This window comes from Brevundimonas subvibrioides (genome assembly GCF_027271155.1).
GTDB classification, from domain to species: domain Bacteria; phylum Pseudomonadota; class Alphaproteobacteria; order Caulobacterales; family Caulobacteraceae; genus Brevundimonas; species Brevundimonas subvibrioides_D.
Genome location: NZ_CP114542.1, coordinates 2,088,700 through 2,104,577, shown reverse-complemented (window position 1 = coordinate 2,104,577; position 15,878 = coordinate 2,088,700). Strand labels below are relative to the sequence as shown.

9 protein-coding genes are annotated in these 15,878 nt (G+C 63.8%); 3 read left to right on the top strand and 6 right to left on the bottom strand.

The features are described from left to right. The first annotated feature begins 292 nt into the window (after positions 1-292). On the top strand, positions 293-2,689 hold the full coding sequence (locus O3139_RS10620) for a type I restriction endonuclease (protein ID WP_269514052.1): 2,397 nt from the start codon (positions 293-295) through the stop codon (positions 2,687-2,689). 540 nt (positions 2,690-3,229) lie between these two features. Further along, a complete protein-coding gene (locus tag O3139_RS10615; RefSeq protein ID WP_269514051.1) occupies positions 3,230-4,705 on the top strand; it encodes a DUF2779 domain-containing protein in 1,476 nt (491 codons plus the stop codon). Here the strand turns inward: O3139_RS10615 and O3139_RS10610 are convergent. Then, a complete protein-coding gene (locus O3139_RS10610; protein ID WP_269514050.1) occupies positions 4,691-5,107 on the bottom strand; it encodes a hypothetical protein in 417 nt (138 codons plus the stop codon). The two genes, O3139_RS10615 and O3139_RS10610, sit on opposite strands and share 15 nt — an antisense overlap. A 98-nt stretch (positions 5,108-5,205) precedes the next feature. Here O3139_RS10610 and O3139_RS10605 point away from each other — a divergent pair, with 98 nt between their 5' ends. After that, the gene (locus O3139_RS10605; RefSeq protein WP_269514049.1) at positions 5,206-6,585 is read left to right on the top strand and encodes an HNH endonuclease; all 1,380 of its coding nucleotides are present in this window, start codon (positions 5,206-5,208) and stop codon (positions 6,583-6,585) included. A 154-nt stretch (positions 6,586-6,739) separates the two neighbouring features. Here O3139_RS10605 and O3139_RS10600 read toward each other — a convergent pair whose 3' ends face one another. The 5 genes from O3139_RS10600 to O3139_RS10580 all read right to left on the bottom strand — a co-directional run bounded on the left by O3139_RS10600 (position 6,740) and on the right by O3139_RS10580 (position 15,602). Next, entirely contained in the window at positions 6,740-8,842 is a 2,103-nt protein-coding gene (locus tag O3139_RS10600) for an AIPR family protein (RefSeq protein WP_269514048.1), read from the bottom strand. Beyond that, on the bottom strand, positions 8,839-9,816 hold the full coding sequence (locus O3139_RS10595) for a PD-(D/E)XK motif protein (protein WP_269514047.1): 978 nt from the start codon (positions 9,814-9,816) through the stop codon (positions 8,839-8,841). The genes O3139_RS10600 and O3139_RS10595 overlap by 4 nt, the downstream gene beginning before the upstream one ends. Then, positions 9,809-12,508: a Z1 domain-containing protein gene (locus tag O3139_RS10590; protein ID WP_269514046.1), complete on the bottom strand. Its 2,700-nt coding sequence runs from the start codon at positions 12,506-12,508 to the stop codon at positions 9,809-9,811. Before O3139_RS10590 ends, O3139_RS10595 begins: the two co-directional genes overlap by 8 nt. Continuing rightward, complete coding sequence (locus O3139_RS10585; RefSeq protein ID WP_269514045.1) at positions 12,501-13,958, bottom strand: ATP-binding protein; 1,458 nt, start codon at positions 13,956-13,958, stop codon at positions 12,501-12,503. The genes O3139_RS10590 and O3139_RS10585 overlap by 8 nt, the downstream gene beginning before the upstream one ends. A gap of 384 nt (positions 13,959-14,342) precedes the next feature. Next, positions 14,343-15,602, bottom strand: coding sequence for a PD-(D/E)XK nuclease family protein (locus O3139_RS10580; protein WP_269514044.1), 1,260 nt, complete (start codon positions 15,600-15,602; stop codon positions 14,343-14,345). Between the last annotated feature and the right edge of the window lie 276 nt (positions 15,603-15,878).

Genomic DNA, 15,878 nt, shown 5'->3' with positions numbered 1-15,878 from the left:
GTCCCTCAGATTGACGAGTCGCAAAAGCGCAAGAGTTCACGCGAGCGAAACCCTTGAGCTTGGTTGATCCCCATCGGACTTTGGGCGCTAAGGCGGACATCAGACCAATGTCCAAAAGCGGACCCTGGCCGATAGGTGGTCGAACGGCGGAGGCTGCCGACCTCGGAACTTGAAACACTGGGCGCGTGGCAGCGCGCGCGCCACATCGTCGTTGCACCCGCTTCAGGTAAGCTGCACGTTGAGCCAAGGGCGGCGCGCCGGACAACCCGCCTCGACCGTTCCGGATCTCCCGATGCCCTATGTGTTGACCACCAAGACGACGCCCGAACAGGAATTCGAGGCCGAGCTGCGCGCGAAGATGCTCAAGGCCTTCCCGTGGCTGCCGCCGAAGGCGCTAAAGCATCAGAGGAGCTTCACCTTCAAGGCCGGGCTCAAGGAGATCACGGTCAACGGCGAACCGAAGACGGAGGCCGGTGCCCGCCTCGACATCCTCGTGGAGTTGAACGGCAAGCCCTTGGCCATCCTCGAGCTCAAGCGGCCGGGCGAGAGGCTCACCGCGGCGGATGCGGCCCAGGCCCGGTCCTACGCCAAGCTGGTCGAGCCCATGGCTCCGCTGGTCGCCTTAACGAACGGGACCAATACCGCCTTCTTCGACACTTATACCGGCCAAGCTTGGGTTCCGGACAATCCGGATGAGGCCAAGCTGGCCGCCCTCATCGCGAACGCGGCGACCCTCGCCAAGGCCGATTTCAAGGCGGCGATCGAACAGTTGATGGCCGACGCCCCCGAAGTCTGGATGAGCGCCGTCAGGCAGGTGTCCACGGCGACCTTGGACGAGATGACGGGCGAGTGGAACGATCCGACGACCACCTTCGTCGAGGGCTGGGGGTTCGACCGCCGAGCGACGCAGCGGGTGAACGGTCTTCTGAGAGAGAAGGCCCGACTAGTCATGGTCGAGGGCGAGCCGCTCGCCGGCAAGAGTCATGTTCTACGCGAACTCGTCCAGGACCTTGCGGACGACGAGGCCTTCGCCGCCCTCTATGTCCAGGCGGACAGCGGTGCCGATCTCTTCCAGATGCTGGCCGACCTGCTGTCGTCGGCGCTCGACTGGCCCCTGACGCGCGACGATGCGCGGCACTGGCTCCAGATCCGGGCCCGCGCCGCCGGTCCTGTCCTGGTGCTCGTGCTCGACCACGTCGGGCGAGGTGACGGCGACCTACGCAAGGACATCGAGGCCCTGACCTCCAACGCGTTCGGGCCCGGAGTGCGCGTCGTCCTCGCCATCGACGACGGTGCGGCCGGCAGTCTGTTGAAGAAGGCAACTGGTCGAGGAAGCAGCGCACTGGCCCCGCGTGCCAGTCGGGTAGCCGTCGGTCCGCTCGACGACGGCGAGTTCCAGGCGGCGCGGCGGCGATTGTCCGAGCGACGCATCGGTCTGATGGCCGGTGCACGGTACAGCGCCGAACTACGCCATCCATGGGTGCTCCGCGTCATGGCAAACGAGGTGTTCGGCGCGGACGAGTACCGGGACGAGACCCTCTCGGCGGCGCTCTCGCCCCTCCCGGGACTCGACCTTCTAGACTCGGTGCGTGAGGACTTCGACACGACCGAACCGCCCTATGCGCTCTACCGGGCGCTGGCCAAGGCGGTCCTCGCGGATCTCGACGCCGGTGCCTCGATCGAGCACAGGCTGCAACTCGGCTCCGGCTATATCGCGCGCCGCGACACCGTGAACGCTCAGTTGGCCGATCACGATGTCCGGGCCTTGGAGGCTGCCGGCCTGATCACGCCGGGGCGAAGCGAGGACGGCGAGATCCATTACGCCATCCGCCTGCCCCAGCTCCTGGCCAGCGAACTCGCCCGACTGATCGCGGAGCGACTGGCGTCCGCCGACAACGCCCCTGTCTCCGAGACCGTTAACTGGCTGCTGGGCACCACCGGTGGGCTGTTTCTTGGCGACGCCATCGGGGCCCAGGCCCTGATCGACGCTGCGCTCAAGGGGGTTCGGCTGAGCGCGGATTTCATCACGTCGCTGGTCAACCGGCCCCCGGTCCGCAAGGTCCTCGCGCCCGGCACGCGGGTCGGCGGGTGGATGGACGGGTTGGGCGTGATCACTATGACCCTGCTGGAGGCGGGGGCCGTCCAGTTCGAGAAGGACGGACATAGGATGGTGGCTGAGGTCGAGCCCGGCGAACCGACCGAGCATGTGGCTTGGAACGACTTCCAGCCATGGCTCATCCTGTCGCGACTGGCCGGTCGGCCCTTCTTCCTGACGGAAGGCCAGACCGTCGCGGGTCGCGGGGACTTCGCCCTTCTGCTGCACGTTGGCGCTTGTCCCACGGTCCTGGTCGAACCCGGCGGCGATGTCGATCTGCGCAGCCTGCCCACCCACCAGCTGTCCGCCGAAGTCTCGATCCTGTGCCACGACGCCGGACTGGCCGAGCCGATCACCTGGTCGTTGTTCGGATTTTTGTCCCGCGACTGGGAAGGAGCCGGCGACCGTCTAATCGACGAGGCGCTGACGGCCGCCGCGCCCGGTCTGCTCGCGCGGCTGGATGTGGCGCTGCGCGAGGTGGCGGACTTGGCGGGAGACGAGCGCAAAGCATGGGCGAAGACGGCGCGTTCGGAGCGGGTCGCGCCGGCCCTGAAGGCGGCAATGGACGAGGCCGGGCAGAACTGTCCCGCCTGACGGTCGCGCCGCGTTAGCGTTTGGCCAGTCGAGCAAAGGGCCGATGTCGGCGGGGCCGCGGGCTGGGATCCCTGTAGCCAGCCACGGACCAGCGTCGGGACGGCGATCTCCGAATGAGAGATCACGGCTGAACGCCGAAAGCGGGCCTCCCCAAAGTCAGCATGGAGTTACGACGCTAGGTATCGCTGGTGGACGGCGGGGTCTGGTGTTTGGCCCAGTAGCCCCAGGACGGGACCGGAACGCCGGCGGTGCAGCGGACCGTGACCAACGATGTTGGAGATGCCCAGGGTGCGGGCCACGATGCAGGTCGGCTCGGCCCAGACGCGCTCGCACAGCGACGGGTTACGACGCGCCGGGCATTCGAATTTCTCCGCGGACCGCCGGCGACCGCCACGATTTGTGACGGGCTGAACCTGTGTAAGGTGGCACCGGGGGAGACCGAATGGACCGCTTTCAGGAAGACAATCACGGCCGCCTTCGGGCGGCGTTCGGCGCGGGCCCGGGTGAGGCCGCTCAGAGCGACGCACGAGGCGTCGGGCCATGACGTCGACGACGCCACGCGGACCTGGCCTTTCGAAATCGCAGATCGCGTCCTTCGAGCAGTGCGCCCGCAGGCTCTGGCTCGCGGTTCACCAGCCGGACGCCGCCGCCATGGACGATGGTGCCCAAGCCCGGTTTGCGGCGGGCCATGAAGTCGGGGCGATCGCCCGGGCCCTAGCGCCCGATGGTGTGCTGGTGGAGACGGACCCCGACCTTGGCGCCGCGCTGGAGAGCACGCGCCGCGGGCTCGCCGCCGGCGGTCATCCGCTGTTCGAAGCCACCTTCGAACATGAGGGCGTGTTGGTCCGCATCGATGTGCTTGAGCCGATGGGTGACGCGACCTGGCGCGTCGCCGAGGTCAAGAGTGCGACCTCCGCGAAACCGCACCATCGGTCCGATCTGGCGACCCAGGTGTGGGTGGCGCGCCAAGCCGGAGTCCCCATCGGCAGCGCCACGATCCGCCATATCGACAACCGTTTCGTGCTGACCGAGCCGGGCCGGTTCGAGGGACTTCTGGCCGACCAGGAATGCCTCGATGAGATCGAGCCGCTGGTGGCGGAGCGAGAGGCGCTGATCGAGGCCGCGCGGGAGACCCTCGTGGGACCGGATCCCGCCATCGCGCCGGGCGACCACTGCGCCTCGCCCCACGCCTGTGCGTTCTCCGTTCACTGCAACCAGGGCCTCCCGGAACCGCCGGCCTGGCCGGTCACCGTACTCCCGAATGGCGGCGGGCGGCGTTGGCTCGACCTGGGGGTGGATGACCTTCTCCAGGTGGAGGCGGAGGCACTGACCAACCCGGTGCACCGGCGGGTGTATGAGGCGACCGTCAGCGGCGCGACCTTCCATGACGTGGCCGCCGCCCGCGCGGCGATCGGCGCGTGGGCTTGGCCAAGGGCCTGGCTGGATTTTGAAACCATAGCCTTTGCGGTCCCGCGCTGGGTCGGGACCCGGCCCTACCAGCAGGTCCCATTCCAGTTCTCCGTCCACGTCGAACAGGAGGACGGCCGGATCGAGCACCAGGCCTTCCTCAGCCTCGACGGCGAGGATCCGCGTCGCGCCTGCGCGCAAGCCTTGATCGACGCTCTGCCCGAGGCCGGTGCGATCATCGCCTACAATGCGAGCTTTGAACGTGGCCGGATCCGGGAGCTGGCAGACGTATTCCCGGACCAGGCGCCCGCGCTGTCGGCGATGGCGGACCGGATCGTCGATCTTTTGCCGGTCGCGCGGGCGACCTGGTATCATCGCGATCAGCGCGGCAGCTGGTCGATCAAGGCGGTGCTGCCGACGGTCGCGCCCGAACTCGACTATGGCGGTCTCGACGTGCGGGACGGCGGACAGGCCCAAACGGCCTGGCTTGAGATCGCGGCGGGCGCGGATCCGGCGCGCCGTGCCGAGCTTGAACGCGGTCTGCTCGCCTACTGCGAGCGCGATACCTGGGCGATGGTCGTGCTGGCCCGGCGGCTATGTGAAGCCTGAGGGGGCGGGATGCGACGCGAATACACCAGAACCGAACGTCTGGAGCGAGCCAGCCTGCGGGCGGCGATGCATATCCGCGGGCTGTGGGAAGAGAAGGGCAGTTCGCACACCCGGCTTCTCGAAGGCCTGCTGCTGCCCGACGATCTCGTCGTTGCGGGGCGATCGAGGGCCTGGACGCGGGTCGGGCGTCGCGAACATGTCGTCCTGCGCAAGGTCGTGATTGACGAATGTCACCGCCTGCTTGCGCAGGGCGAAGATGACGCTGTGATCGCAGCGTTGCTCCGCGATCACGTGCGGATTGTCCTGATCACGCGCGAAGAATGCGATCGTCTGGATCGAAGGGACGCCCTCGGCCTGCGCCAGCGCATGCCGGAAGGTTGGCGGTTCGGCGATGACATCCACGCCCGGCTGACGGCGGCCGGAATCCTCTGGGACCCGGTCGCTCCGGACGCCACTCCGCTGGAACCCCAACGCGTCGGGGCGACCCTTTGAGCCGGGTGGTGGTCAAGCGCGCGCCGGACATGCAGCTCGTCGCCTATGCACTGGCGCGCTGCGGCGACCGCGAGGGCGGCGCCGATCGACCGCCGGCGTGGCTCGAGGTCGACAGCTGGCGCGAGGCTTACGCGCGCTTCTTCGACGTGCTCGGAGACGGCCGCACGCTGGAGAGTTTCGCCAACAGTCTCAAGAACGCCCGAGACGCCTTCGACGCCCACGTCGACTCCAGCCGTATCGGCTGGATCGACCGAGATCCGGAGCGCGCCCGGGGGGCCGACACCATGGTGGGCCGGATGTTGCGGGAATGGAGACCACGCAGCGACGCCGAGCTTCAGGCGGCGGTTCTGGCCGTGCTGGCGCGGGGGCCGACGCCACCCGCCGTCGGGGCACCCGCGACGCCAAGCTCAGGTTCCTCCGCGCCCGCCGCCGCGGAGACCGGACTGCTTCGGGCGCGGACCGACGAGGGCCGGATGCTCGCGGCGGACTTCAGTCTTGCGGGCGACGTGCCGTCTACCGAGCTCACCTTCGAATGCGCCGACGGCCGGCGGCGCAACCGGGACTATGGCGCAGCGATCGAGCTGGTTCTGGCCCGGCTGCAGCGCCTCGACGCCATCGTGTTGAACGCCCGGGTCTCCAGTCAGGTGGCGGAGCGGCGCGCGGCGGCCGAGGGTCTGGATCTGGCTCTCGACCCGCGACCCTTCGCCTGGCCGCTGCCGCTGACGGATGTCTCGCCGCGGACGCTGCGATTGGCTCTCGGCCGCGCCGGCGCGCGCGTCGGCCGCCCGGAGGGGACCAGTGGCAACACCACCAAACGCATCACCCTGCGCCTGCAGGTCGCCGCCGCGTCGCTGGCGGCGCTCGCCGAGGCGCTGGTGTCCGGCGCCGGTTCGGTGACGGGGAAGGCGGGCGGCGATCCGGACGGCTGGACCGGGCCGCCGGCCCCGACGGCCCCGATCGCCACCGTTGATCCGGCGGAGCTGGAGGCGCTGCGGCAGCGCTACCGCGACGCGCCGCCGAAGGTGAAGCATCGTCTGAGCGCGGCCATCGAGCGCGGCGGGGTCGGGAACCTGGTCAAGCGCGCCAACGGCTATCGGTGTCAGGTGTGCGAGGCGCTGGGTCTGCCTCCTCTGGGGTTCCGCAAGCGGAATGGCGTGCCCTACGTTGAGGCCCATCACGTCCTGCCGGTGGCCAGCCTGGCTCCCGGCGCGCTGGGGCCGCAGAACGTCATCACCGTTTGCGCCAACCATCACCGCCAGCTGCACTATGGAACAGTGGAGATCGCCCCTCAGAACGAGGGCTTTCACCTCGTCCTCGATGGCCGCTCCCTGATCCTCAGCCGTCATACCTGCCCCCACCGGGGCGTGGTCGTGGGCGCCTCAGACTGACATCAGAAGGGCGCCAGAGCCTGACCATCTCGTGGCAGATGTCGATGCCGCGACCAGCCAGCAGGTCGACTGAAGTACGCAGAGACAGCGGCTACCTCGCGTTCATCATGACGACCGTCCGGATCGTCTCCGGCGAATTGTCGAACGCGCCCGGCTACTCTGCGGCGGAGAGAGCCCCCAGACTGATCAGCTCACCGCCGCCCACAGCGTCGATGCGTTCGAACAGATTCTTGAGAGCGTTTCGATCCGACTTCGACAGTGAAACTGCGCGGGTTTCCAACTGTCTCAACGCCTTGTCCGCCAAAGGGGAGAGAATCCTTTTGGACTTCGCGAACGCCCTGATGCGCGGAACCCGCGGGATCAGCTGGAAGAGCACCGTTTCGAACTCGATCTCGGTGTCGACCTTCAGCTTGCGTACAGCATCCCGTTCCAGGTTTCTGGCCTCTTCGATGGAGACGCAGCAGCTGAGCAGGCTGGTCTCGTCCAACTCCACTTCCAGGCTGGCCACGTCCAACCAGCATCGCGGGTCCCGGACGTAGTCCGAAACGCGTTTTTTTTCGTAGGGGGTGCTTCGGATACGGTCGATAACACGCGGGGCGATGACCTGCAGCGCCTGCTGGACCTGCCTCGGAACGCCCTGTTCCGACCAGAGCCGTCCCAGATCGAGCTCCTGACCGTGGTTCTGCCGCAAATGGTTCAGGAGCCAAGCGATGGAGTAGGTGACAGTGGCCGCCTTATCCACCCGGTGTACCCGGTACCACTCAGACCGGCCAATCATCTCGTCCACGTATCTGAAGAGGATGGTTTGGCCGATCGCGTGCTTGAAGTAGGTCTCGTTGAATTGGTCCTTGTTCTTCTCCCACAGATCTTTGATTTCATCGGCGAAGGGCTTGAAGCATTTCTGCTCACCGAGGCTGACGATGTGTGGCTTGCAGGCGTAGGACAGCATGTACTTCGCGAGGTCGGTCTTCTTGATGAGCTGCTTGCGGGGATACTCCGCCTCGAACTTGCGCCGCGCAGCGCCCGCGAGCGCCGCGACTGCGTTGGCATACTGGCCCCGTGCGCGCTCGTAGAACCATGACCGGGCGACAAGTTCGCCCGGTGCAGCGGGTGGGCTGATTTGTTTGGAGAGCTTCTCGAGCTCGACGTGGAAGGGGTGGCCGGAGAAGAAGTCCGTCTCGCTGATCCGGTTCTGGGTGTTGGCGAACCGGGAGATGTTGGGGACAATGGTCTCGACAAGTTCCGGCCTGACCACCGACAGCTTCATCTGGACAAAGATGCCCGAGAGGTCCGCCCCGTTCTTGTCCCTCGCCTGAAGGAGCGAGGCCGTCGTCTGGCCGCCGTTGACGATCTGCAGATTGCTGATCGTGCGGATAGATGTTCCCTCCGCGCCCTCCGTCAATCCGATGTCTGTTGCCGTTGCGGTGATGCCGTTGTTGTAGGCGAAGAACATCTCCGGGGCTTCCCGGATCGTCTGATTGATGCCCTTGTTGACCTTGGTTTTGACCTGCAGGAACGTTCGAACGTTCTGTTCCATGAGGCGTGTATTGTAGAGCCCGTAAAGATTGGCCAGCAGCTCGGCGGGCATGACCACCAGGAACGACCGGTAGTCTCCCTCGGGTAGATGGGCCTGCAGGCAGGGCAGCGGCCCCTTGTTCAGTTCCTCGATGTCGATCTCGATGGGATCGAAGCCAGCCTGGGCGAGCAGCATGTCGCTGTAGCGGCTAAAATCCATCACATTGATCGCGGCCTCGACCCCGAGGATTTCAGTGGCTTCGATCACCTTCCTTCGCATCGAGAGACGTGCGTTGGTGAAGACGAGACACCGGATCCGGCGGATCTGCGGGCGTGCCTCACGGATATGGTAGGCGACCTCCCACGCAGGGCTGGCTTCATCGAGTTCGACCAGGAAGCGCGGGTCAGCAGTCAGTTCACAGAACCGAACCGCGCGGCCGATGAGGCTCTGCAGATCGGCGGCATTCAGGGTCTGAAGGGAGCGATCCGCTTGGAGATCGCAGATCGCGATCTGCAGCTCGCCCCGGTCGGTGTCGATCGCATATCCGTCGATCTGAAAGCCCCCGCGGCCCTCCCTGCGCGCCGGCATGTAGGTCAGATCAAGACAGTCACCGTTCTCGGCTGCCAGCCCGGAATAGAGGCGGAAGAAGGCCTCGTTCTGTGAATCACCGGTAGCGTCAGCCTCGAGGAGCAGGTCGTTCCAGAATTGGTCAAATGGATCGCCGATATCGTCCTGGATCATCCGAGAACAACCTTCTCCAGCCACTCGATGGGACGCTCGAAGTCACCGCAGAACGAGAGGCTGACCTCGTACTGCACGCGGGATATGCCAGCCGGGAGGCCACGCGCGGCAATGCGGGGAAATCCGTCGAGGATCTCATAGACGCGCAAGCCAGCGGGAGCCCAGGCTTCTGCGTCGTACTCGGACCTCACGACATAGCCGACTTCGATGATGCCGGCATTGAACAGGTCGAGCGCGTCGGGCGATCGCTCCCTGATCGTGCTGCTGATTTCAGCCACCAGCTCATTCAGCGAGCGTGCCGCCGGATCATTGGCACCGGCGCCGATCAACTGGTGGACCAGCGTGATCGGGCCGGACGTCGTGTCGAGCTGATGCTCCGACGCGATCTGGAAACGCCGGTCCGCGGTGGCGAGCTGGGTCTTCACCTCTAGGATGCGTCCGCCGAAAACAAAATCCTGCTCATCGGAAAAGGGACCTCTCCAGCACAGCGCCGCTTCGCCTGCCGGCAGCCGTGACAGGACCTGGTCGCGAAAGACGAGAAGTTCGCCCACTAGCCCGATGATCGCCTGCCGCGTGAGGATGTTGTCGCGCCGCCGGCCGAGGAGTTCCTGCCACCGCCGAAGGCGAGCGACCACGACATGCAGAGCTTGCTTGCCACCTTCGGACGTCAGGTGTCGTGTTGCGTCCATAAGGTTGGCGCAAAGCGCCGCGAAAACTTCGAGCTGACCGCTATCGCGCAACGCCAGAGTCAACCGGGTCCCGGCGCCTTCCGGTTGGCACTCGGCCTCAATGCCTGAAAGGGTGGGGCACTTCGGCAACTCGTCGCCCTGCCAGTCGACACTGAGCCAGAACAGATGCCGGCCTTCAAAGTCACGGCCCCGAAAGAAGTCGAGCGCGTGTTCTGGATCGGCGAGACGCTCTGTTCGGCTCCCGGCCGCGGCGGCCCGCGGAATGGTGTCCCATTGATCAGCCATTGGTGATTGCCTCGTCGTCGTCCTCTTCCGTCGCGAAGAGTTCGAGTTGTCGCTGGTAGACTTTGTTGACCTGGTAGGAGCGTTCGACCGGCTTGATGCCCGTCCCGGGCAGGCAGAAGCTGAGCGAGATCACCGGGTTCGACAGGTCGAGCTTCTCGGACGGCGCCGGTCCGATGTGGAATAAGTGGATGATCAGAAGCGGGCGATCCCGGAGGGCGCAGTAGGCGCGGTCGCCGCTCAGGCCCGTATCGGGCGGCGAGCGGTCAGCCGGGAGCAAAAGTCTGGCGTCGTTCTTGTCGGCGACACGGTTTTTTCCCCCAGTGACGTGATAGCCGCGCTCATCCGTCGCTCCTGTGGTGCGTGACCGCAATCTGAGGGGGCCCAAGGTTGCGAAGGGTGTCGCCCTCTCAGCAGTCTTCAGGCTGTTGAGCGGCAATATGACGTCCCATTGCGCCAGCTCCTGACCAATGCGATCGGCGACATAGTCAGCAAACAGGGACGTATCGGCCGTGATTCGGCCGAGATCGCCCTGAGCCGGGGGAAACTGGAACTTCCTGATCAGATCCAGAACGCGCCAGCCATCGGTTGCAAGCCAGGCCCTATTCGCGGGCAGATCCCGAGCCATCGATGGGTCGCTGACCCCAAGCGCGTTGGTGCAGGGGCCAAGCGCCTCAAGGAAGCTCCCGACTTCGCGAAGATTGGCGGCATTGATGGTCTGGTCGTTGAAAAGGACATGCCCCTCGATGTGCCTCTCGGAATAGTCCTGAGCCAGCATCAATGGCCTTGCCGACCGCATCTTGTTGGCGGCCGTGATTCGAAGCGCGGTAGGGCTTTCGCGGACTTTCAGACCGAACTGTTCGGGGGTTTGGCCAGATTTCTCCATCCGCTTGATCTCATCGCGGAGTTCTTCGATGGCCTCCTCGATGTACTCGTAGTGATCGAGGGATGACTGGGGCAGATAAAGGCGGCAGATCTTTTCGTAGCCGGGTCGGTAGCCAAACCACCGGGCCATCTGCATGAGGGTATCGGAAGCCGCCGTGTTCCGAAGGATGTAGGATATCATGAGGCCCTCGAGAGTCAGGCCGCGCGAAAGCGCCAGGCCGCCGATGGCGATAACGTGCAGGCCCTCGGCGGCATGTCTCGAGTAGTCGAGCTCGCCACCCTTCATGTTGACGGTCCGAACCTCGATGGTCCGGACGGCCTCGAACAGATGCGGGACGAGGTCGGCCAGCGTCAGCTCTTCAGTCGCAAACTCCGCATCAAAAACTCCGGCGAGGGCCTGAAGCTCGAGGTCACGCCAGCCTGCTTCGCCGGCCATGGAGTTCACCGTGATCGCCTGGCGGATCTTTTCAAGCTGGCTGTAGACCAGACCAAACACCCGCTCCTGCACGTCGTTAAAGCGGCTAACGTTGATCATCATCGACGCATGCTTTGCCCCGTCGCCTGCGCGAACCCGGATGGCGCGGGCCAGTACAAAGGCCCGAACCGCGTCCACCAGCGATGGCGGAAGGGAAGGCAACGATTCGCTGCGTTTGTGTTTAAGCGGAAGAACGTCCTGGTAGTCGGAGACCACACGAATCATCCGCTCTCTTAGACGCCCGGTTGGTGCGAACACCGCCTCTGCGCCCACATAGTTGTTTGGCGGGTCCAGCGCCTTGATGAAGTGCCTCGGGAACAGATCGTCCCTCAGCATCTCATCTTCCGTTTCGGGGTCGATGAAGATGTTGGCGAAAGGCGTCGCGGTGTAGCCCACGTAGGTCGACCTGCTGAACAGGCCGAGAACCTCCCGGATCGCCCTATTGATGGTGGTCGTCCCGTTAGGGTCCTTCGAGGTGTTGACCGATGCGTTGTCAGCCTCGTCATCAATCAGCAGGAGCGGCTGATCAATTCGGCCGCCGCGAGCCTGGTTGGCGACCCAGTCTCGCAGACTCTCCAATGAGTGCTTGTTCTTCTTCAGGACGAAGATGACGGGTTCACGCAGGGCATCGAAGGTGACGCCGTAGCCGGTCGCCCGGTCGCGATTGAAGTCCTGGTCCCGCGTGGTCCCGAAGGCCGGCTCCCGGAAGCCTTGGGCGAAATTGACAATCGGCAGCCGTTCAATAGTCGCCGCCCCGAAGAGCGCCTTGCGGCCGATGAAGGCTTCGTCGATCCGCTCCTGCGTCTGGGCCCGCAGCGAGTTGGTGATGCCGGCCAGAAGGATGATGACCTTGTAGCCTGCGTCTGCTGCCTTGCAGATCAGGGCCGAATAGTTCGTCGTTTTACCGGACTGGACGTGACCCAGGACCATGCCACGCCTTGACCATGAGCCCGGTTCGACGGGGTTTCCGCTGTAGTCCAGGACCTCCGAGGTCACGCGATCCAGAACGCCGACCACATGCGGGGGCAGGGCGCCCGTCTCCAGGTAAAAGCGCTGCAGGCGCCGCCAGTACCAGAAGTCGATATCCGACCTCTGTCGCAGCCAGGGCGTATAGCCTTTGGTGATTGAATGGCCGACGGTTTGCTGGACCGCGAAGCTTGCCCTCAACTGGCGAGCAATCTGGGCGAGATCATCGTCAGACAGGCCAAACGGGTTGAACTCGAGCGACTGGTCAATCGCCTCTGCGGGAAGCGCGCCGCTGGAGCTCAGCGCGTCGGCATAGTTCGTGCTGATCCGGGTACGATAGAACGCTAACTCGGCGTTGAAATCAGGCAACTTTCCAGCCCTTACTCTTGAAATGATCTTCAATGAGAGCCCAGCTGCTTGCAAAGGGCTCCTGCTGCTTCATCACTCGCGCCATCTCTTTCATGTCCCCGACTTCTGCCAAGGTCGCGACGGCCACGGTTTCTGCCAGCTCGATCAGCCGCCTTGGATCGGCCTCCGTCTGGTGGATGCGCGAGATGTTGATCGAAGCGTCCTGGGCGAAGCTTCCGACCGGGAAGGCCTGCTCCACCAGCTTCAACAAGGCCGACACGCGCCCGGTCTCGTCGGCCTCCAGCACCGCGGCAATGAGCGAGTGGTCGCGGTTTACCGAGTACCGGATCTCGTTTTGGCGGATGGTCCGGGACCACACGTGGGTCACGCCCGGTTTGTCGATCTTTGCGCCCTTGGCCTGGTAGACCCTCGATGCCTGACCGCGAAGCTTCTCGACGATCTGGGATAGTCTCTTTCGCAGAGCTGCAGGCAGCTGGGCGTCGGACTTGTCGACTGTAATTTTCCAGACGTCATCCAGCGAGTTGGGAATATCGACGGAGATCCGCACCAGTTGGGAAAGCTCGCCGTACTTGGCGAGCCGGAACCAGGTGCCGTGAATGATCAGGCGGTGGTTGCGATAAACGTAGAACCCCTGATTCCGGAGAAACCCGTCCTCACCCCCGAGGCGGTCGTGCTCCGACAGCTTGAGCTTGGAGTAATGGGGTAGCACGAAGGGGCTGATCCGGATCAGCGCGCCGCTCAGTGGGAGATCTTCCTTCTCCAGTGGCTGGGTCGCCGGGTGGGAGCGGTAGAAGGGGTCGTAGGCTTCGAGTGGCAGTCCGTTGACCCTGATCGCCAGTTTGGGTGCGCCGTCCAACCCCGCCAGGAACTTGTGGAAGATCAGCTCCAGCCGGGCGCGGGTGTAGGACACGAGATCGTTGAACGTGTCCTCTCCGAGGGTGCCATTCTCGGACAGGCGGTCGCACTTTTCCCAATGGATTTCTGTACCGTCGGCTATGCTCGGGAGCCCGCGGACCAGCGCCGACGCTTCTTCTTCCTCATAGACCGCCATGCGCCAGCCATCGATGTCGTCCAGATCCCAGGTGGCCGCAGACAGCATTCCGCGTTGGCGCGAGATCACCGTAAGTCGGCGACACTGAGAAAAGGAGGCTGATTTCATCCCCCAACCAAACCGGCCCAGATCATCAACTGAGCGCTCTGTCGCGGGGTTTGTGGAGGCGGGACGCATGGCTGCCTCGAGCTCCTCAGCCAACATGCCATGGCCATTGTCCACGACGCTGAGTGTCGGGTTGCCGGCATTGAACAGGCAACTGATGCTGACCTGGTTCGCCTTCGCCTTGATGCTGTTGTCGATCAGGTCTGCAATTGCGCCCGGCAGATCGTAATTACCGAAGCTGCGCGCGGACGTCATCAGAGCCGCCGCATCTGGCGGATTTTCCTTGAATCTCAACTACCCAACCCCTCGTGCCGGAGACAACTCCAAGCCGAGTCACGTTATCGGCTAAACTGAAGTCTGCAACCGCGAGTGACGGAATAGAGCGCTGTCAGTCAGCGAACTCACGGTTCCATTTCGCGGAATGGCCGTTAGGCGCAAAACGGGCAGGGGCAGGGAACGTCCGTTCCTGGCGCAACGCCACTGCTACCTACCTCAGTGTAGATCCGGTCAAATCCAATGAGGGACGCTCGCTAGGTCGAAGGGCAGGGCGCGTGCTTCTGCGCGGTGCTCAATGGGCAGGGGCAGGGACCACGCCATCGGTGCAAAGTAACACAAATGTTCCGAACGCAACGGGACCCTCGGATGGCACTAATAATCGCCTCCACTCAGGCTTCTGAATCAGCCGGCTACCCTAGAAGCTGTGGCGACGAGCCGATCATCAATGTCGATTATCGCGTCGATCAACGGCTGCAGGCTTCGTCCCTGGAAATCTGACCACGCCAAGCCGGCGCTATTGGCCTGAACCTGAAAGCTTTGACCTTTCGCCTGCTGAGCAGTCTGGAGGTCGCGGCTAAAGATAGTGACCCATTGAGCTCCCATCGGCTTGACCAGCCCAGTAAACAGGTGCGGCTGAGCGAGAGCTTCAGCGTAAACACCGGCTCTCATACTAGCGTCCCCTGGACCTAGAATAAGGGAAACGTTCACGCGACCTGGCGACCCGTTGTAGGTTTTGACTTCGAACAACAGCCCTCGGCCGGTCTTTGACCATTTGGTCGGATCGCCTTTGATGATCGTCAAGCGTTCGTCCCAGACCTCGGGTGCGAAACGAAAGAGGTTGGTAGATCCACTGTCTTCGATAAGGCCCTCCACCGCTAACGCACTGTCGCGAACCACGGTCACGAGGCTGGTGGCCGCCGGTCTGGCGTCGAAGATAAAATCAAAAGCCTCTTTATGCCGCTCGTAGAGTGCTATCGCGAGCGCCTGTAGCTTTTCATCGTGCACGACGTGCCTCCGTAACATTTCTACGTAGTGGCGTACGACCAATCCGGCTTCAGAGTGCTCAGTGAGCTCATCTCTGACGAGGCTTTCGAGGGTGTCGGCCATGTCGGCGTAGCCATAGGCGATATAGCCTTCCTCGTCCGCTGACGTCCCGTCGGGAGTCAGGAATACAAAGAGCCTCTTATGATTTGGATAAACTTGCGAAACCTTGTCGCTATAGCGCCTTAGCTGCCCGTCGCCGGCGCTTGCTCCGATTTTGTTTTCGATCGCCACAACCAGTTTCAAACTAGGCAGCTCGATCAAGATGTCGATGTTGTCGCGCTCGCGATAGACGACTGCATCATCGAGTTCAGCGACGAGTAGTTCCAACAACATAATCGGCCGCTCGTCCGGTTCCATTCGGTCAAGGACACGGCGTAAGAATGCGGCGAGAGCGCGCGAGCCGAGGCCGTGGGGCCGATTGGGCGAGAGCAGGTAAGCTAGGAAATTGGAGTGGCGAAGTTCGCCACGGATGGCACCGACGGCCTCGAAGACATTGAACGGCGACATGCGACGATGGATGGCGAGAAAGTCCGCGTCGTCAAATATCGCTCCCAACTGCGCTTCGGTAGAAAGCGAAGGCCCCAAATCGGCGTCAGGTCTTCTGTCATTGCCGTCCATTGGCGGAGCTTAGCGACCCAAGCGCAGCGAACAAGCTCGGCTTAGAAGCGCGCGAGATGGATCAGTGCTGACGTGAGGTAGCAAGATCCGTAACACGGCTTGAGTGCAGATCAAGTCAACTCCACTGAGTGGGATCTGAGCAAATCGAACGGCGGAGCGCGTGTCGAGCGTCAGTTTCTGGGCGGTGCTTTGCGAGCAGGGGCGTGGGCCACGCTGTTAGTACAAAGGCAGACAAATGCATTTAGATCGTATGGCCGCTGCTGACTGATTGCAGAC

Coding starts and splice junctions, on each gene's coding strand:
- O3139_RS10615 (WP_269514051.1), top strand. CDS start 3,230: ATGACGTCGACGACGCCACGCGGACCTGGCCTTTCGAAATCGCAGATC.
- O3139_RS10620 (WP_269514052.1), top strand. CDS start 293: ATGCCCTATGTGTTGACCACCAAGACGACGCCCGAACAGGAATTCGAG.
- O3139_RS10580 (WP_269514044.1), bottom strand. CDS start 15,602: ATGGACGGCAATGACAGAAGACCTGACGCCGATTTGGGGCCTTCGCTT.
- O3139_RS10595 (WP_269514047.1), bottom strand. CDS start 9,816: ATGGCTGATCAATGGGACACCATTCCGCGGGCCGCCGCGGCCGGGAGC.
- O3139_RS10600 (WP_269514048.1), bottom strand. CDS start 8,842: ATGATCCAGGACGATATCGGCGATCCATTTGACCAATTCTGGAACGAC.